The organism is Bradyrhizobium sp. USDA 327, assembly GCF_041262065.1.
Taxonomy (GTDB): Bacteria; Pseudomonadota; Alphaproteobacteria; order Rhizobiales; family Xanthobacteraceae; genus Bradyrhizobium; species Bradyrhizobium liaoningense.
Window position 1 is genome coordinate 2127609 of the sequence record NZ_JBGCCW010000001.1, and the last position, 19977, is coordinate 2147585.

The window sequence follows — 19977 nt, forward strand, 5'->3', positions numbered from 1 at the left end:
ACTACAGAGGCTGCATTGAGTTTCTCGACGGGCGTTTTGATGCCACTGCCGCTTACAGGCAAAGGAGTGGGCTACACCTGCGGCTCCCTCGCAGAGGCTATGGCCGATCGGGATTTTGGCGTGACGATCGTCACTCCGCGCAGCCGATGGCCTTTGCCCCTGGTTGAAGTGATCGAGACCTTGCCCGCTTGGAAGCGGTATTTCCCTTATGGCTGGGTGAAGAGCGGCGCTGGCCGAAGCATGGAGGCTGCATTCCTCTCGCACCTGGATCGCTCTCGATCGCGCAGGGTGGCTGCGTATCTCTGGCCCAGCGCTAGCATGGAATTGCTCCAGGAGTTGAGACGGCGTGACATCCCGGTATTTCGAGAGCAGTTCAATTGTCATACCAGGACCGCCAAGGCCATTCTCGACGATGCATACGGCAAGATTGGTGTAGCGCCTATGCATGGGATCACCGACGCGACAGTTGATCGCGAAACCGAAAGTCTGGAGGCGATGGACTACATATTCTGCCCGAATCAACCGGTCGAAAGTTCGTTGCTCGAGAATGGCGTTTCGAAGAGCAAATGTCTGGAAACAGCATATGGCTGGGACCCGGTTCGCTTATCGGGAAAGAATCGGCTTCTTCCATCGAATCATGAATTTACTGCGGTCTTCGTCGGGATCATCGGGGTACGAAAGGGAGCCCATTTGATCCTTGATTATTGGGCGAAAAGCGGGGTGAAGGGCCGGCTTGTGTTGGCTGGAAGAATGGAGCCAGTCATCAAGGAAAAATACAGCGACTTGCTCGCGCGGGATGACGTGACGGTGCTCGACTATGTCGAGGATGTTGGATCGCTTTATCGATCGGCGGACATCTTCGTCTTCCCATCCTTGGAGGAGGGAGGGCCCCAAGTCACCTACGAGGCGTGCGGTTGCGGCCTACCGGTTATAACGACCAGCATGGGTGCGGGACGGATCGTCCGAAATGAATGTGAGGGCCTTGTGCTGGATCCGTATGACGCAGCTGGTTGGATCGCTGCCATTCGGCGGCTGGCGGAGGATACTGAACTTCGACGACGAATGTCGGCTGCTGCGCTTGAGCATGCGCAGCGTTTTACGTGGACCACGGTCGCTGGCAGGCGCCGCGAGCAAATGATAGGGCGTCTAGGCTATGGCAACTGATCGCGCCAAACTTGCGGTGCTCATCGTCTCCTATTGCAATCCGGATGACGTCGATCGCTGTTTGAAGTCGTTGGCGCATTCCGATTGGAAGGATTTCGAGGTCTTCGTCTGTGAGAACGGAGGGAAGGAGGCGTTCGAGCGGTTGTTTGCGGTGGTTGCCGGTCCAGACCGAACGCTCCAGCAACTGCACGGCGGCTCGGATATTCTGGACCACGCGAGAGGAAGACTAGCCGTCGTCGAAAAATGTCGATTTCGGAGCCGGGCAAATATCGTTCGGCTTGGACTTGCGGTGGACAATCTCGGCTATGGCGGTGGTGTCAACGCCTGGCTCGAGCAAGTCCTTGAGAGCCCGGGCTGGGATTCGGTGCTCGTTCTCAATCCTGACACCGAAGTAGACAGTCATTGCTTGTCTGAACTAGTGGCAAAGGCTGCCGCAGGATTTGGCATGGTCGGTGCGACCTTGGTGTTCGATCACGTGCCGGACAAGATTATCAATTACGGTCTTCATTGGTCGTCGACGACGGGCCGTGTCGTAGCAGTTGGCCGAAACGCTCCGGCGGGGAGGGCTCCATCGCGCGAGGAGATGTCCGAGATTGACGCCATCAGCGGTGCTTGCGTTCTGGTCACGCGCGACTTCGTTGAAGAGGTCGGTCTGATGACTGAGGACTATTTTCTCTACATGGAGGACCTGGACTGGGGGCGTCGTCGTGGCGAGCATCGGATAGGATTTGCAGAAAGAGCGATCGTACGGCACGTTGGAGGCACGGCTATCGGCTCTGCCGTCGATCCGAGGAAACGCTCCTACTTGTCTGTGTATCTGTCTGCACGCAATAGCATTGTCTACGCTCGCCGGGAGGCAGGATGGCGGTGGGGCCTCCATTTTGCTTTCGGCTTGTTGTACGCGATCAGATACGTCGCCATCGGGGCTCCAACCGCCGCGAAGATCACGGTCAGGGGACTGATAGACGGAGTGTTGGGAAAGACTGGAAAGCCGGACGCATCCCTGCAATTGCACATGCTTGGCTAGGCGCTCGTGTGGACCGATGTCTTCTGGAACGTCGGGCAAGATGTAGACGATGTTCAGAGGATCGATCCGTAGGCGAGATCATTTCTTTTGCGCGAAGCGCGCGATCGCATATCTTTTGATGACGGCAAGGCGTCAGTTGGCGGGGGCGCGGCGCGCGCGCAGTGTGGCTAACCGAACAATCGCACAAGATCTTTTCCGAGTTTTTGTAGGCTGATGAACAACATGGACGCGTCACTCAAGAAAATGAATAGAAATGCATGGACAAGATACATGTGGTTCTGAAATCGGATCAACATCCGCTCACACAGCGCTTGCGGGTATGGAACTGCGTTGAAGAGTAAGACGCATGCCGGCCCTAAGGCCAGGGAGCCGCCCAAATCGCTCGGATAGTGCCATCCAAAGATGACCCGCGGCACTGCTACAATGACGGCGACCCAGAGAAAGCAAAGTATTCCGACCAACCGATGCTCTATGAGGATCAGTGTGGCCAGTGCGAAGAATAGTGTCGAGGTGTCGCTGGGGAATGAGTCTCTGCGATCCCAACCGAAACTCCATCGTGGATCGGCTACATTCAAAGGAAGCGCGGGGTCGAGAAGCGGGCGCATATGAGTGGTGACATGAAACTGTATCCAGACGGAGATAACGGTCGCAAGGCAAACCGCAATTAGTCCTACGAGCGTCCGGCTGCGCCGCTTTCGGTCATCGCCGGCGAACCACAATGCGAGCAGGGAGAAGAATATCGGAGATCCCCTGAACAGGGAATTGTTGTCGAGCTCCCAGATGTGCAGCGAGTCAGTTGCGGCCAGCGAGTTGAGCCTGAGAAGAAGGTCCCGATCCCAGATGCCGCTTGCGGTCTCGCTGAATCTTGCCGCGGAAAATTGCAATCCGAAGATTGCAGCGGCGAGCGCAATTATTAGCGCGGAAAATGTGCTTTTTGACAGTCCATCCCAGACGGCGCCCGTGCCCGCTGCAGGGATGACCGAAAGCAAAGATGACCTCGCATGGTTCTTTGCGAGATTCCGGTCCATGCGTGCAACTCCATTAATTTCTAGGTTACATTAATCCGTTCGATAAATAAATTGCGAAATACTATACTTAAGATTAATTCGTTGCTCGACGCTGGCCGCGCGTCGCCCCAAGACAGGTCAGCTCTGGACTCAAGCGGCGGACGATCGGCCATGGGGCAAGGCCGGTTCGCCGGACCTCGTCCAACTATGACTCCTTCAACCAGCATTCTGTTTGTCCCGCGGGGGGCGTAGCTTGGTCGTGCCCCCAGTGCTGGCTTTGCGGTGGTCGCCGATGATTCGTCGCCTGGCCGGAGTCGCCTGGTGAGCATGTGAACTGGGCTCGATGCCGACATGCGCAGCTTCTTCGACTCGGTCGATCACGAGTGGCTGTTGCGGATGGTGGCGCACAGGATCGCCGATCCTCGTATCCTGGGGCTCATCGGGCTGTGGCTACGAGCTGGCGTCATCGAGAGCGGCGAGAAGCAGGAGACGGACAAGGCACGCTGCAAGGAGCACAGGCATCAGCCCGCTCCTTGCCAACATCTTCCTGCATTGCATCCTCGATCTCTGGGTCCACCAATGGCGTTGTCGCCATGCACGCGGTCGCGTTGTGACCGTGCGCTGTACGCACGACCTCGTCATGAGCTTGGAGAGCGAGGCAGATGCGCAGGAAATGCTCTTGGCCCTCAACGCGCGGTTGGCCAGCCTCGGCCCGACGCTCCATGAGGACAAGACGCGGTTGATCGAGTTTGGTCGGTTCGCTGTCCTCTCGCATCAGCGGCGGGGCGAGCCACGCGCCACGTGATGAAGATTCAGATGGGCCTTGCCACAATATTTATCATGCCGCTGATTAAATTAAGGTGCCCAAATGAAAATATTAAATTGCGGATTCTGCGTAGTGCCGTAAGTGTCATGCGCCGCAGTGCGCAACGGCAACTATTCCAAAGAAAACGAGCGCAGCCGGCGATAATACTCTTTGTTTTTGAATCGCAGGCGATTCACAATGCAGTCGTCCACAATTTGATTCGTATCCGAGTGAGTGTGGCAGGTGGGAGCCAAACATCACCCCGGCGTAGCCTAGTTGTGGTCCCAAAAAAGCCCGCGGTGCCCGGCCAATAGTCGGCTCGGCGATCATCACGTGGTGGTTTGTCCAATAATCAAAGTGAACGGCATGTTGCTCGGGGAAGGCCCTTCGGGGTCGAGCACATGCGGATGACATCAAATCAGGAGAACAGGTAATGGCAGTTAACGACGGTTCTGCGAACGCGCCAATTGGATCAGCGCAGCTTTCGAGCCTGCTGGATACGTATGGTGCGAACCGGCCGGCATGGAAAGTCGCAGGGGTGGACTATCACGTCGGCGTGCCCACGGGACTGGCGCTCAAGGATCCGGCAACGATCTCGATGGCAGGCGTGTCCGTTGACACGGCCCACAAGAGCATCACGGTGACGGGCAGCAACGTCACGCTCGACGGTTATGATTTTGGCGGCTGGGCTGTCGTCACCTCGGCAGCGAACACCACCCTGACCAACTCGAACTTCAATGGTCTCAATCCGTCCGGGCCGCAGGACGCCGTTATTACAGGGACGTCGTCGTCCTCCAATCTGCATATCTCCAACTGCACCATCGACGGTCTGAGCGGCGGCGGGCATGCCGAATTTCTCGTCGAAATGGAGGGGCCTGGCCTTACAATCGAATATTCGTGGCTGAAGAATTCCAACTCCGACTTGATCGGCCGCCATGGTCAAGACGGCGGCGACATCACGATCCAATATAACCTGCTGCAGCAGGCCGGCATGGGCGGCTCAGGCACCCACGGCGACTATCTCCAAGTCTATGGTCCGACCATTGATTCGACCCACATCCTTTACAACACGGCGGTTCAGGATGGCGGTACGACCCAGGGCTTCATTGCCGACAACACGAAGTCGGGTGAGTTCGCCGGCAACACGCTGATCGGCAGCGTCAGCTATTGGATGTCCGTCTCCGGTCCGGGGACCGATGCCGCCAATCTCAGCGGAGCATTTTCGACGCACGACAACTACTTCGATGTGACCAAAGCCTTCGGCTTTAACTATCCGGCCGCCGGGCCGGACGACTCCTATTCCCAGACCTCCTTCGTGCACAATGTGAACATGGTGACCGGCGAGGTCGAGCAGGATGCCAATGCGCCTGCTTACACCGGGCCCACCTACACGGAGCCGACTTCGCCTGCTCCGAGCGTCCCGGCACCGCCGAGCGCCCCGACGATCGCCTCCTTCTCGGGCGACAGCGGCGTTGCCGGCGACGGTATCACGAACGATACCACCATCGAGCTCAAAGGCGCTGCCGCTGCCGGCAGCACGGTCAAGATCTACGACGGTTCGACGCAAATCGGTACGACCACTGCGAGCTCGACCGGTAGCTGGGACTACATCACCAAGGTCCTGACCGACGCCAAGCATACGCTCACCGCGACTGCGACCAACTCGTCGGGCCAGACCAGCGCGGCGTCGGCTGCGACGGTTGTCACCATCGACAGCAAGGCACCGGCTGCTCCGACGATCGCGAGCGACACCGTGAACTCTGCCAATCAGGTGGTAGTGACGGGAACTGCCGAAGCGAACAGCGCGATCAAGGTGTATGACGGAACGACGCAGGTCGGGACGGCGACAACCAACTCGAGCGGTGCGTGGAGTGTCACGACGTCTGCGCTGTCGTCCGGTTCGCACCTGCTGACGGCCAAGGCGACGGACGTTGCCGGCAACGTCAGCGCTGCGTCGACGGCTGTGGATCCGGTCATTGGTTCCGGAACGACGGGCTCCACCGGCTCGGGCACGTCCGGTTCGGGTACCTCGGGTACAGGTACTTCCGGCTCGGGCACGTCTGGCTCAGGTACCTCGGGTACAGGCACCTCCGGCTCGGGTACTTCCGGATCGGGTACCTCTGGCACCGGCACATCGGGCACGGGCACCTCTGCACCGGCCGCACCGAAGATCGCCACTTTTTCGAAAGACACCGGTGTCGCCGGTGATCACATCACGAGCGACAACACGCTGACCCTGACGGGGACCGCGGCAGCCAACAGCACGGTCAAGGTGTTCGACGGCAAGACCCAGCTCGGCACGGTCACGGCGGATGCGAAGGGAGCGTGGCACTACTCGACTGCAGCGCTGCCCGACGGCAAGCACAGCTTCATCGCGACCGACACGGTTTCCGGCGTCACCAGCAAGGCATCGACTGCGCTGGATGTCACGGTGGATACCGCTGCCCCCGATGCTCCGGTTCTGTTGAGCGATTCGACCACGCACAACCGGGCAACGGTATCCGGCACCGCGGAAGCGGGAAGCTTGATCAAGCTCTATGAGGGCACGAACCTGCTCGGTACCGCGACCGTTGCAAGTGACGGCGGCTGGAGCGTGACGACCCCGAATCTCAAGCAGGGGTCCCACACCTTCACCGCGACGGCCATCGACGCTGCCGGCAACACCAGCGCCTTGTCGCAGCCGATTGATCCGCCGATTGGCCCGCACAGCGGCGGCGGCACCTCAACCGTGGAAGTCACCAATGTGCAGCACCATTGGGGTCACACGGCAACGATCAAGGGCACGGCCGATCCCAACAGCGCCATCAAGCTGTTTGACGGCACGACCTCGGTTGGTTCGGTCACCACGGGAGCCGACGGCAAGTGGAGCTTCAAGACCTCGGACCTGTCGGGCAAGAGCCACGCCTTTTCCGCAGAGCAGGTCGACACCACAGGCCACGTGGTCGGGACCAGCTCGGGCGAGGCGATCGTCGGTTCGGGCCGCAGCGACACGCTGACCAGTACCAAGGGCAACGACATCATGGTTGGCAAATGGGGTGCGGATACGTTCCAGTTCGCGTCGAACTTCGGCCATGACGTCATCAAGGACTTCGCTGCCCGCGGACCGGCTCACGACACGATCGAGTTCAGCAAGAGCGTGTTCGACAGTTTTGCGAGCGTTCTCTCCCATGCGGCCCAGTCAGGCCACGACGTCGTGATCGCGACGGGGAGCGACACCCTCACGCTGAAGGACACGAAGCTCGACAAGCTGAACAGCCATGACTTCCATTTCGCGTAGTCACGAGTTCAGCGACAGGAAGTAGCCGCCCGACTGCGGTGCAGATCATGGAAGGCGGGGGATGGTCCCCCGCCTTCTTCTATTCCGGCTGCCTCTCGTGCTCCACGCATGAGCAGCTTCGCCGTGTTGGCGGGATACAAGGCGCGGACAGGATCGCTATGCGCAACCTTGGCCGGCCGGCGCTTTGGCGACGGTCATTCTCGGACCGCCAGCAACCAGGCGCGCGCCGCTACACTTTGTCGCTCCGATTTGACGGTCTTGTCCGGCTCTCATCGCGTCAGGGCGATTGCGGGTACGTGGGAATAAATAGAATTAAATGCAGTGCCGGTCACGTGCCCCGCACGGTCTCGTCGGGGCGTTGAAGCAAACGATTTCTGTGGGCTAAGGCCATGCCGCAACGGAAAGCGTGTTGAGTCTGGCTGTCCGGCGTGAGATCAAGGAGATGCGCGACGATTTAATCAGGGAAAATGCGCGATTATTTCGGCGCCGCGAGTTGGCGTGATGGTTAAAAAAACCTCGGCCCGGCCCCCATCTGGTCCCAAAAAAGCCCATGGCGACCGGCACGTGAGGCCAGGCTGATTAACCATGAGGTGGTGATGCGGATCGCCACGATACGCGCTCTGCGAACGGCTTGGTCGTGGAGTACGGATCGAAGAAACTGGGAGCGCAGATCAAATGGCAGGATGGCCATCATCTCACGGTAGCGCCGACAGGCAACACGCTCAGGTTGACAAGGCTCGGTGCGCAGATTGGCCTGACTTCTACTTCGCGTAACTAGCTCGACGACAGGGACATCAAACTCAAATCTGCCTTCGGGATCTTCTTGGGGATCGTCACATAAGGCACGGTTCAAGGGTGGGAGCCATGACAAACTTTGAGCGGTGGGGGGTGATCCCCCTGCCAGCAAGCTTTTTTCGGATCCAACTTTCGCATCTGGCGAGATTTGGGGCTGTCGCACGACAGTGGGTGGAAGACGCCGAACTGCGGACGCGAGGCCCGATCGGCTCGGCAAAGCACCTCGTCGAAGTCCTGCGGCAACGACTGTTCTCCGGTCATCCGCGGCCGGCTAACGACTATGATGAGTCGCGGTCGGAGTTGTCGGGCTTCCTGCGGTCTTGCCGCCGGATATTCTGGGCACTTGCGGCCTTCAGCGGGATGAGCAATCTCCTTATGCTCACCGGCTCGTTCTTCATGCTGCAAGTCTACGATCGGGTGCTGCCCGGGCGCAGCATACCGACGCTGATCGCCTTGATGGTTCTGGCCACGGTGCTTTACCTGTTTCAGGGCGGGCTCGACCTCGTCAGGAGCAGGATCAGCGCCCGGGTCGGCCGGTATTTCGATGAAAGGCTCGGCGTTCGCATATTCGACGCGCTCGTTCGCCTGCCACTGAAGACCAGAGCCGATGGCGACGGCTTGCAGCCGGTGCGCGACCTTGATCAGGTCCGCAGCTTCCTGTCGAGCGGAGGGCCGACGGCGCTGTTCGATCTGCCCTGGATGCCGATCTATCTTGGCGTCTGCTTCCTCTTTCACTTCTGGATTGGCGTCACTGCGCTGGCGGGCGCGCTGGTGCTGGTCGGCATTACGGTGCTCACGGAGACCCGGACACGAGGGCCGGCAAAGGCGTCCTCGCGTCTTGCGGTCTCGCGAACGGCATTGGCGCTCGAGGGGCGGCGAAATGCCGAGGTTCTGCAGGCCATGGGCATGCGGCAGCAGGCGGCGTTGCGCTGGCAGGAAGTCAACGCGAAGTACCTCGCGGCCCATGAGCGGGCCAGCGACGTCGCAAACGGGCTCGGGGGGGCCTCCAAGATCTTTCGAGCGATCCTGCAATCGCTGGTTCTTGCCGTCGGCGCGGTTCTCGTCATCAACCAGGAATCGACGGCCGGCATCATCATTGCCGGATCGATCCTCACCGCGCGGGCGCTGGCGCCCGTCGAAATGGCTATTGCGAACTGGAAGGGATTCGTCGCCGCGCGGCAGTCGGGGCAACGGCTCGATCATCTGCTGAAGCTGCTGCCTCACGAGGAGGAGCGGCTGGCATTGCCTCCCCCTGCCGAAACGCTCACGGTCGAGCATCTCTATATCGGCGCGCCAAACTCGGAGAAGCCCACGCTCGGCGAAGTGTCGTTCCAACTGCGGAGCGGGCAGGCCGTCGGAATCATCGGGCCGAGCGGATCCGGCAAATCGACGCTGGCGCGAGCGCTGGTGGGGGTATGGCCGTGCATTCGCGGCCGGATACGGCTGGACAATGCCGCACTCGATCACTGGTCTTCGGACGCCCTCGGCAAGCACATCGGCTATCTGCCCCAGGACGTCGAATTGTTCGACGGTAGCATTGCCATGAACATCGCACGGTTCGATCCGCAGGCGACGGCTGCCGCTGTTCTGGAGGCCGCACATGCCGCCGGTGCGCACGATCTCGTCCTTTCGCTTCCGGACGGCTACGGCACGAAAATCGGCGAGGGAGGACTGGCGCTGTCCGCCGGGCAGCGGCAGCGCATCGGTCTCGCGCGTGCCTTCTACGGTAAACCCTTCCTGGTCGTGCTCGATGAGCCCTCCTCCAATCTCGATGCAGAGGGCGAGGAGGCGCTGACCGAGGCGATCCTGAACGTGCGCCGCCGCGGTGGGATTGTCGCCGTCGTCGCGCATCGTCCCAAGGCGCTTGAAGGCGTAGACCATGTCCTGTGCCTTGGCGAAGGCAGGGTTCAGTCCTTCGGCAAGCGAGAGGAGGTTCTCAAGAAAGTGTTGCGGAATCCGGTGCCGCTCAAGGTCGTCGCTGAAGCTCACGGAGGAGGGCGATGAACGCTCAGGTAGCGCCGGCGCTGCAATCCATCCAGCGTTACATGATCGTCGGAATGATCATGCTCGCTCTGGTGACCTTTGGGGTCGGCGGCTGGGCGACGACGACCCAATTGTCGGGCGCGGTGATCGCCCAGGGCGTGGTCGTGGTGGATTCGAGCGTCAAGAAGGTTCAGCACGCCACCGGCGGGATCGTGGGAGAGTTGCGCGTGCGGCAGGGCGACCGGGTCAAGGCGGGCGACATTCTGATACGCCTCGACGAGACTCAGACGCTCGCGAATGCGACAATCGTCACCAACAGCATCGATGAGCTGCTCGCGCGGCAGGCGCGTCTCGAGGCCGAGCGCGATGGTTCCGAGCGGGTGACGTTTCCCAAAGTGCTGCTCGACCGAGCCAAGGAGAACAACTCGGAAGCGAGCCGTGCGATCGCCGCGGAGCGGAAGCTGTTTGACCTGCGTCGCCAGGCGAGGAGCGGCCAGAAGGCGCAGCTGCAGGAGAAAAGCACGCAGCTGGAGAACGAGATCAAGGGCTATGTGGGGCAGACCGAGGCCAAGCAGAAGGAAGTCGAATTCATCCGGCAGGAGCTGGAGGGCGTGCGCAGCCTCTGGCAGAAGAATCTGGTGCCGATCACGCGGCTCAATTCCCTCGAGCGCGACTCGGCCCGCATCGAAGGCGAGCGCAGCCAGCTCGCAGGAATGATTGCTCAGTCGAAGGGCAAGATCTCCGAAATCGGACTCCAGATCATTCAGGTCGACCAGGATCTTCGGACGGAGGTCGGTAAAGACCTGATCGAGACGCGCTCGAAACTCTCCGAACTGAGCGAGCGCAGAACTGCGGCGGTCGATCAATTGAATCGGGTCGACATCAGGGCACCGCAATCCGGCCGCGTCCACGAACTCAGCGTCCACACGGTCGGAGGTGTAATCGCACCCGGCGAGCAAATCATGCTGATCGTGCCTGACGCGGATTCGCTCGCCGTCGAGGTCAAGATCGCACCGAAGGACATCGACCAGGTCTATGTGGGGCAGACCGCGACAATGCGCTTCGCGGCATTCAACCAGAAGACCACGCCCGAAATCGACGGCGAGGTCAGCATGGTCTCGGCAGACATTACGCAGGATCAGCGTGCCGGCACGAGCTACTATACCGGGCGCGTCCTGCTGAAGCCCGAAGAGCTGGCGAAACTCGGGTCGGCCAAGCTGCTGCCCGGCATGCCGGTGGAGGTCTTCATCAAGACGGCAGGTCGGACCGCGCTGTCCTACCTGCTCAAGCCGCTGCACGATCAGGCCGAGCGTGCATTCAAGGAGCGCTGATTCCTCGGGGAAGCTAGCGGCGCTCGACTTCAGGGCGATCGGGGCCAACGCCTATACGTGGGCGTCGGCGTTGGGGCAGCCTCTGAAAGCACGGCGTCAGCACCGGGCGTACCCGACCGACGAAAGAGCGTCACGAGCCGAGACAGAATCTGCAGCCTGGCTTGAAGACCCAACCGCGCCGTTCTGGTGATGTCAGCTCGCCGCAAGAGGTCTGGCGGGGCGAACATGGTGAGGTTGCCCCACCTCCCGATCAACCGCAGTAGAGCACGCGGCTTTCGACGGATCGAGCGTGGCGGATGCCTGTTGCTCCTGGGTGGAACTACCGATCGCTCGAGCGACCGTCCGCTCAGCACGTCCATTCGTTTGGCGTACAGGGTCATCACCGCCACACAGGCAAGTATTATAGTTTCGGCCCCCAGAATGACGAGCAGCTCACCTGGCATTTTAAATCTGTCCTCCCCGAGGAAGGCCTGTTTGAAGATCTTGCCTCGGTGAACAGCTGGTTCAATCGACGATTGGCTGGATAGTCTCGACAGCCGTCACAACACGACAGCGCGCCGGCATGAGTCGTAGCTGGGGCCGCGTCGCGCCGAACCGGCATTCGTCCGCTTACGCAACTGTGGCCTGCCGGTCGAGACGGCGGTGGGACCCGGCTTGCAAACAGCGAGGGGGCATGAAGCTGGCCGCCGTTCCCTCCCTGCTCGCACGCCATACGCCCCGAGCAGGATTGTTCGACTTCGCGCGGTACAGAGCTCGATCAAGTCGCGCCTAGTCCGGTTTGCGTTGACGGCGCCTGATTATCCAATAGGCCGCATAGGCAACCGCGGCGAAGGATAGCCCCGCGCCCGCGACCGGTCCAGGCGCGCCCTGTGCTGTTCCCTGGCCGACGTAGGTGTAGCTTTGGTCAGGAGGAAAGAACAGCGTAGCCGTGAAATAGACGCCGGCCGGCACCGCTGCGGCCATCGTGAGGAAAATTGCGAGGACCCACCCGGGCAACGTCATGGCCTTTTCTCCTGCAGTTTATAAAATAAATGTTTACGATATTATAATCATCAAAAATTAAATCGATGTCAATATAAATCTCGGATAGAGCTTGATGGAGAATACGCGCGCGACGATTTGACGCCAGGACATCAAGACCCGATGGTCGCACGAGAAGGTCGAAACTGAATCACGCGGTGCGATCCTGAATCGTAGCCCATGGGAGCCGTTCCGCATTGCAGCCCAAGCTCTCCGCCACGTCGATGACCGGGGTGATGTGTCGAACGAATCCAAGCTCGCGAAGAAATCTCGACGACAGATAATGAAGCACCGTCCAGGCTATCGGCTGTTGCGCGTACACTTCGCCCCGAAACACGACGAACGAGCGATCGGTTCCTGTTGCCAGATGTCGAACGAGATTTCTGTTGGAGCCGTCGGGAGTAAGCCTTGCGACCTGCAATTGACATGACGCTCTGGTGGCGCGGATGATCAGAGTGCCGGTCGTAACTTCATTGGTCGCTACGACGCTGAAGTGATTTTGTTCGAGAAATCTAACGAGATCCTCTCTTAGCTGGCCTGGATTCTCGAATGGTATCGCAATCTTCCATGCAGTGGCTAGCAACAGCACGGCGGCGATAACCCAGTTAAAGCGGACGGAGCAGCTCACGCCTCACCCCCAGCACGCAGAAGCCGACCGTCAGGCCCAAAATGGCTGTGTTCGCGACCGCGCCTCCCCACCAACTATGAAACATGGCGTAGTGCCATTGGCTCAAGCCCATGAAGCTTATACGAGTGACATTCACAGCTACGACCGAGAAGCAAGCCATCAGACACCAGAATAGATCGTAAGCAGATCGCTTGTGGCCGGCTAACTGGCTCACAGTCACCCAGCAGAGAAATGCAAGCGACACGTTCGCGAGCGAGGAACAGCCCGGCAGAATGACGAGAACGCCGGAAGCGTCGGCAAATTCGACGACGTCCCCGGTTCGGGGGGTGCGCAATATCCAACCGACGAGTGCGGCGTCGATCCGCAAAATCAGCTCAGCAAAGAAATGAAATAACAACCGGCTCCAAAGCATGGGCACAGTAACGGCAAGAAGAATAAGAGTGCCACGCCGCGTCGAAGAGGCATCCGACGTGCTGATGATATAGAGACTGAGCGCGGTTACCGCCAGCCAGCTGGCGGGACCTACCGGTAGAATAGCGAGCAGCACAAAGGCCGCTCCCAAGACGAATTCTGAAGAACGAATCCCAACCGTTCGGTCTTGAAGAACGAGGGAAACTCCGGCGACACACGATATCCAAACGATTATACTGATCTCAAAGGTGTCGAGAAACGCGTCTAGCCATCCACGACCGTGGACCGATTGAATGACACGGGATGCAAGGCCACTGGCGCACCCCAGAGCAAATAATCCTCCGAAGTATCCGCCACGAGTTAGATCCTTCACCAGGGGTGATGCGTAACTTCCGACAAACGGTTCATCCGAAGCAGTCATAATGTAAATGCCTCGTGCCACTTCAACCTAATCGTGAGAGGCCCAGGCGACAACCGGAGCGCCATTTCGAACTCTCCGAGGTCTCTCCATCCCTGGAGCCTCCGCGGCGGTCGAGTACATGCAAGGGCTCCTTGCAAGCGGTCGTCCTGCTCGGTCCGAGACCTCGGTGCGTCAGTTCGACCGACCAGCCGCCAAACGGCTGGGATCGCGTGGGTAAGTTGGCCGTTCAGGGCATTGCTACACACGAGGTGGCGTACGACGGCATCGCATGAGTCTCGGGATCCCGGCATGCGGACTAACCCACTGCCTTGAAGGTCGCGACTTGCATCACCCATGCCGCGGAACCTTGGAGAAGCGCGGTCGCATTGTAGGTACCCGTGGCGGTTACGAAACGGTCCTGAGCAATATCAAGGTCGGGTCTCGTAATGAGACGCGTGGTAAAATCACTGCCTGCCTCCGTAAACCCACCGACGGTCGTTCCGGCACCAAAAATGAGTTCGTGCGCGGTGGAGGTCGTAACGGCTCCACTGTTTGCCGAACTGGTGGTGCCTGACGCCGAGGTGCCTACGTCAAACGGATTGAGGAGAGCGAGACCACTGTACTCCAGGGCGCGAATGTCCACGTATTGAGTCGCAGTGTTGAAGGTCACCGTCACAGTGTTCGCGCTGGCGGCGGCTTGCTTGATATTCGGGGCGTAGTAGATGGCCTGGCTGATACCGCTGCCTCGAGCCGTCGGGACGGCGAGCTGATAGACGTTGCCGGCCGAGTCCGTGACCGACGTGATGTTCGATGTCGTATTGTTCCATCCGACTACGAGGATGTTCGTATTCCCTGTCGTCTGGGCATTCGTGTAGGCGACCGATACCTGAGTCTGGTTGGTTTGCGGGGTGGCGTAGTTGCCTTGGACGAATGCTAACGGTGCCGGCGTCGTGACGGCATCATAAGTCGCAGTATAGGTCGCACCGCCGACGGGGACCGTGATGATGTGATCTTGAGCGCCGCTATCCGACCACGAGACGAAGTTATAGGTCGTGCTTCCGACGGTCGCGTTGCGCGCTTCGATCTCATGATTGAAGCCGATCAAGGTGTCGTAGGTGAACGGTGTGGTGCGTGCGATGCCATCCAGATACAGCGTTAATCCGGCAGGCGCCGTGTTGAAATTGAGATTGACCTTGTCGGGGAAGATCGTGACGGATTGGCTCGATTGCAGCCCGCTGGAATCGGTTACGGTCAGCATTATTCGGTACCGCGTGAACCCGCTGAAGTCGTGCCCGGAGGTCGGGATCGTGAGCGTGCCGCTGGTCACGCCGGTGATGGGAGTACCGGGATGAATATGGCCTTCGTGGAGGAAGTCGATATTCCAGGTATATGCACTTGCGGGGAGTGTGCCATCTTCGGCGTCGGTCGCGGTGCCGCTGAATGTGATCACGTCGCCCGCCCTGAAGGTCGCGCCATCGGTTGGCGCAAGGAGACTGACAACGGGACTATTGCCGACGCTGATCGCGATCGGGGTCGATAGCGTGGAATTGACTCCGTCGGAGACCGTCAGCCGGGCCTGATACGGACCGGAGATCGTATATGTGTGCGATGGATTGGCCGCGGTCGAAGTCGCGCCGTCACCGAAGTTCCACGAATAGGTGAGTGGCTTTCCTTCCGGATCAGATGAACCGTTGCTGGAGAAGTCGACGGTGAGCGGGCTGGGTCCTGTCGTCGGTGATGCCGAAGCCGTCGCGACCGGAGGCAGATCCGATTGAATGAATTCGATGCGGCGGATCTTGCTTACGCCGAATGTACCGCTGATATCGGAATAGCCGAGGTCGACATAGTAAAGCGCGCCATCGCGGCCTTCGGTCAAGTAGACAATGTCCCCGTAAGGGCCATCCACCGAGCCGTCGGCTGGCTCGAAGTTGAAGACGCCGGTGACGTTTCCGTTGGCGTCGAACGTCATGCGCTTGATCCAGTTCTGAGTGTAGTCCGCGAAGAAGAAGCTGCCTTGATAGCTGCTTGGGAATTGCGGGCCGTGATAGACAAACCCGGCGACGACTGCGGCGTCGCGTCCGTTGTGCGGGTAGTAATAGGCCGGTGCAGTGTAGGCGGGATTCCCGTTCGGAGTTTCTACGTTCGGCCAGCCGTAATTGGCACCCTTCGCTCCGATGTCGATCTCTTCGATTGCGGTCGAATAGACGTTCCCGCCGACATCGCCAATGATCAGCCGCCCTGTGGGCGCGTCGTAGTAGGCGCGGAAGGGATTCCGCAGACCAAGCGCCCATACCGCATCGTAGTTCGGTCCGTTGCCGTCATAGAACGGATTGTCGGTGGGAACGGTGCCGTCCATGTTGTATCGCAGGATCTTGCCGCGCGGCTTCGTGAGATCCTGCGCTTCGCCGGCCTGGAAATGCTCCCCGGTCGTGAGAAGGATCTTGCCGTCGTTGCTGAAGTTGATTGCTCCGCCGTGGTGTTCGGCATTGGCAATTTCCGTGTCCTGATAAATGACGAACTCGCTGCCCGGAACGGTACCCGTCAGCGTTGCGTTCGCCGTGAAGCGCGAGAAGCGATCTACGTTCGGCGTCCCCAGCGTATAGAAGATGTAGTAGTAATGATTTGTGCTGAAGTTGGGGTCGAGCGCTATGTCATAGATGCCTTGCTGTACGCCCGCCGAGCCGATGTTGGTGAGTTGCAGGAAAGGGGTGGGATCGGGCGTGGTATAGGGCGGCGACATCGTCTTGATCGTGCCGGCGAGCTCCACCACCAGCATGCGGCCATCGGGCAGGAATTTGATCGCGGTCGGCAGATTGAAGCCCGTCGCCAGGATCTCGTTCTGGAAGAAGCTGCTATTCGCGACGTTGACGGCTATCGGTGCTGATAATGTCGCGTGGCCGTCTATGTCAGTCGCCTTCGCGGTGATAGTGTGCGCGCCGTTGCTTGCTGTACGTGTGTCCCACGCAAGCGCGTAAGGATCGGTCGTATCGGGAGAGCCGGTTGCCACGTTGTCGATATAGAACTGCACGTTGGCGATGCCGGTATCGTCGGTCGCATCTGCGGTCACATTTACGATGCCGCTAACCTGCGCCCCATTGATTGGGGAATCTATCAAGACCTGCGGTGATCCGGCGGTCGAGTTGCCGACGGGCGTCGTCATGTCCGATTGCACTTGCGCAGAGGTCAGTACGCGGTTGTAGATGCGCAGATCGTCGAGCGCTCCCTTGTAGAATTGGGCGGTCGACGCATCCGCTCCGATGCGCATGGGGTTGCCGCGCGCGGTGATCGTCGCTAACAGCGCTTGCGTGTTGACGAGGGTTCCGTTGACATAGGTCATGACCTGCGCACCATCAAAGGTGATGGCGAGGTGAGACCACTGGTTGAATGACAAAGTGGCTCCTCCGGCGGCGACGCGCGTGCCACTGGATGTCCCAATATAGAGATCGGTCTGATTGCCGCCGCGCAGTTCGAGTCCATACTGGTAGTAGGGCGACGACATTGTCGTATTCCAGAACTTGCCGATGACGACAGAATCGCCACTCGCGAGCGGCTGGGGATTGATCCACATCGACAGTGTGAGGGCATTACCGGAAATGTTGGTCGAGGCAGAGTCTGGAATGGAAATGAAGTCGTTGACTCCGTCAAAGCTCGCTGCGCGGCCATTCTTGCCGGCTACCCAAGCAACGCCGTTGTTGAGTGTCGCCAGGTTCGACTGCCCTGAGGAGTCGCCCGCGGTCGTTCCTGATCCTTGATCGAAGGAATAGGCAGCGACTAGACCCGGTGTTTGAGTGTTTGACACAGTGATGCTGACGGGCAGCGAATCGCCGGTGTTTCCGGAGGTGTCCCGTGCGCGCGCCGTGATCGTGTGGACGCCATTCGCGACCGTCGTCGTGTCCCAACTGACGCTGTAGGGTGATGTCAGGTCTTCGCCCCCGCCGACTGCGATGTTGTCCACCAGGAAGGTCACGCCCGCCACCCCGGCATTGTCGGATGCATTGGCACTGATCGTGATCGTACCTGAAACGGTCGCCGATCCCATCGGCACTGTGATCGTGGCCGTAGGCAGTGTCGTGTCGGGCGTCAGCGTGGTGGCACTGGCCGGTGTGGACTGTCCGGAGAGGTTCGACGCCGCGTCCCTCGCCCGCACGGTATAAGTGTAGGATGTGCCTGGCGATAGGCCGGTATCGCTGAACGTGGTCGTCGTCGGGGTGCCTACCTGCGCACCATTGCGGAAGACCTGATAGCCGGTGACCGCAACGTTGTCGGTCGAGGCGTTCCACGACAGATTGATCTGCGTTGTCGAAGCCGCGGTCGCCACCAGGCCTGTAGGAGTCGATGGTGGCGTGGTGTCCTGGGTGGCGGTCGTCGTGAATGTGGCGTTTGAGCCGATCCTTTCGTTCCCGGCAGCGTCGATCGAACGAACGCGGTAGTTGTAAGTAGTGCTGGGAGCAAGGCCGGTTAGCGCAGCGCTGTGTGCCGTCACCAGGGTCGCATCAAGTATCGTCGAGGACCCGTAACTGGTCGTCAGCCCATACTCGACCCGCGAGGTCGCGGCTTCATTGGTCGTCCACGTGACTTGTGCGGTGCTGCCGGTAATGCTCGTTGTTGTCTGCCCGGAAATCGTCGGTGCGGTCGTGTCGAGTACGATGGTATCAGTCACCGCCGCAGACCAGTTGCCTGCGGCGTCCATGAACTGGACATAGACCGTCTTGGTTCCCGTTGCACTCGACAACGTCCAGGACTTGGTCGGGGCGAAGGCTTCCGCCGTCGAATACGAACTCCCGCTGTTGGAGAAGCGCATCTGCGTGACGGACGTCACCGCATCGGTCGCTGTGAGCGTCAGCGTGACCGATGGGCTGTTGGTCGCCGCTGCGCCGCCATTGATCGTCACCGTACCGGTCGGCGCTTGATTGTCGACGGTGATGTTGACCGGCGTCGAAGTGGTTATGTTATTGGCAGCATCTCGTGCCTGCGCGGTCAGCGCATGCGAGCCGTTCGATGCCGTGCTCGTGGTCCATGAGACACCGTACGGCGAAGTGGTATCCTCGGTGCCGATCAGAGTGTTGCCGTCCAGCAGGAACTTGACGCCGGCAACGCCGATGTTGTCCGAAGCGCTCGCTGCAAGATTCACGGTGCCGGACACGATCGCGCCCGGAGGCGTGAGAGACACGGTTGGGGCAATGGTGTCTGCCGTTCCGGCAAGAGGGGTTGCCATATCGGTCTGGATCTGATCGGGCGTGAGCGCATGATCGGCGATGCGCACGTCATCGATAAGACCAGGAAACGCGAAGCCCGTACGGCCCGGTCGATTACCGATATTCACGTTGGCCGTTGAATTCTGCTGCGAACTCGTGACTGTGCCGGTCAACTGTCCGTTGTCGAGGACACCATTGAGGTAGACGTTCAAGGTCTGGCTCGCAGCGTCATAGACACCGGCGACGTGATACCAGGTGTCGGACTGCAGCGCTGTCGCGCCGTAGCGGAACATCTGTCCGCCCGAACTGTTGGTGAGCTTGAATCCGATGGTGCGGGGTCCGGTATCCGCAGTGATGTCAAGCTGGTATCCAGATTCACCCCAATTGCGCTTGGACACAACGGGCGCATCGTCGGCGGGGAAGGAACGGACGTAAACCCATGCACTGAGAGTCATGCTGCCAGTCAATTGCAGCGCACTCGGATTCCCGAGATCGACGTAGTCGTTCACGCCGTCGAGCGCCACCGCATTACCGTATCTTCCGGCTGTGAAGGTCGGACCGTTCGTGAGCGTGCCGATGATGCCGTGACCTGACGCATCTGCCGTCGTGGTGCCCGAGACCTCGTTGAAGGCGTAGCCTGCGGTGATGCCGAGGGGATCCGCAGCGAGCAGCATGCGTGGCTCGAGTACCTCGAGGATCAGCGGCGAATGGCTGGCATCGCGCTTGCGATCGTTCCTCGCGCTGCCGTGAAGGATCCGTCGCGACAGATGGCTGAACAGGCCTCTGGAACGTGACATCTTGTCTCCAAATGCCAGAAGCGAAATCGCTACTGCATAATAATATATTTAATTGTCGTTTTATTAATACCACAATATATGGCAATCGCCACTGGTTTATAATATTTTTAGGGAGAATATAATAATCGAGTTCCGCG

10 protein-coding genes are annotated in these 19977 nt (G+C 59.7%); 5 read left to right on the forward strand and 5 right to left on the reverse strand.

Translation table 11 applies throughout. The features are described from left to right. Window positions 1–15: 15 nt before the first annotated feature. Window positions 16–1164, forward strand: a complete 1149-nt coding sequence (locus tag ABIA42_RS09610; RefSeq protein WP_370113986.1) for a glycosyltransferase family 4 protein — start codon at window positions 16–18, stop codon at window positions 1162–1164. Beyond that, window positions 1154–2191 (forward strand): glycosyltransferase, encoded by a 1038-nt coding sequence (locus tag ABIA42_RS09615; protein WP_370113984.1) that lies wholly within the window; start codon window positions 1154–1156, stop codon window positions 2189–2191. Before ABIA42_RS09610 ends, ABIA42_RS09615 begins: the two co-directional genes overlap by 11 nt. Before the next feature lie 167 nt (window positions 2192–2358). Here the strand turns inward: ABIA42_RS09615 and ABIA42_RS09620 are convergent, their stop codons facing one another. Then, window positions 2359–3219 (reverse strand): phosphatase PAP2 family protein, encoded by an 861-nt coding sequence (locus ABIA42_RS09620; protein ID WP_370113982.1) that lies wholly within the window; start codon window positions 3217–3219, stop codon window positions 2359–2361. A 1217-nt stretch (window positions 3220–4436) separates the two neighbouring features. Here ABIA42_RS09620 and ABIA42_RS09625 point away from each other — a divergent pair. The 3 genes from ABIA42_RS09625 to ABIA42_RS09635 all read left to right on the forward strand — a co-directional run bounded on the left by ABIA42_RS09625 (window position 4437) and on the right by ABIA42_RS09635 (window position 11389). Further along, window positions 4437–7280 (forward strand): Ig-like domain-containing protein, encoded by a 2844-nt coding sequence (locus tag ABIA42_RS09625; RefSeq protein WP_370113980.1) that lies wholly within the window; start codon window positions 4437–4439, stop codon window positions 7278–7280. A gap of 864 nt (window positions 7281–8144) precedes the next feature. Further along, complete coding sequence (locus tag ABIA42_RS09630; protein WP_271586104.1) at window positions 8145–10079, forward strand: type I secretion system permease/ATPase; 1935 nt, start codon at window positions 8145–8147, stop codon at window positions 10077–10079. Continuing rightward, entirely contained in the window at window positions 10076–11389 is a 1314-nt protein-coding gene (locus tag ABIA42_RS09635) for an HlyD family type I secretion periplasmic adaptor subunit (protein WP_271586105.1), read from the forward strand. Before ABIA42_RS09630 ends, ABIA42_RS09635 begins: the two co-directional genes overlap by 4 nt. 768 nt (window positions 11390–12157) lie before the next feature. Here ABIA42_RS09635 and ABIA42_RS09640 read toward each other — a convergent pair. The 4 genes from ABIA42_RS09640 to ABIA42_RS09655 all read right to left on the reverse strand — a co-directional run bounded on the left by ABIA42_RS09640 (window position 12158) and on the right by ABIA42_RS09655 (window position 19840). Next, complete coding sequence (locus ABIA42_RS09640) at window positions 12158–12391, reverse strand: hypothetical protein (protein ID WP_035715582.1); 234 nt, start codon at window positions 12389–12391, stop codon at window positions 12158–12160. A 169-nt stretch (window positions 12392–12560) separates the two neighbouring features. Next, window positions 12561–13037, reverse strand: coding sequence for a hypothetical protein (locus ABIA42_RS09645; RefSeq protein ID WP_370113978.1), 477 nt, complete (start codon window positions 13035–13037; stop codon window positions 12561–12563). Continuing rightward, complete coding sequence (locus ABIA42_RS09650) at window positions 13015–13584, reverse strand: hypothetical protein (RefSeq protein WP_370113976.1); 570 nt, start codon at window positions 13582–13584, stop codon at window positions 13015–13017. Before ABIA42_RS09650 ends, ABIA42_RS09645 begins: the two co-directional genes overlap by 23 nt. 580 nt (window positions 13585–14164) lie before the next feature. Further along, on the reverse strand, window positions 14165–19840 hold the full coding sequence (locus ABIA42_RS09655) for a LamG-like jellyroll fold domain-containing protein (protein ID WP_370113974.1): 5676 nt from the start codon (window positions 19838–19840) through the stop codon (window positions 14165–14167). Window positions 19841–19977: the final 137 nt, after the last annotated feature.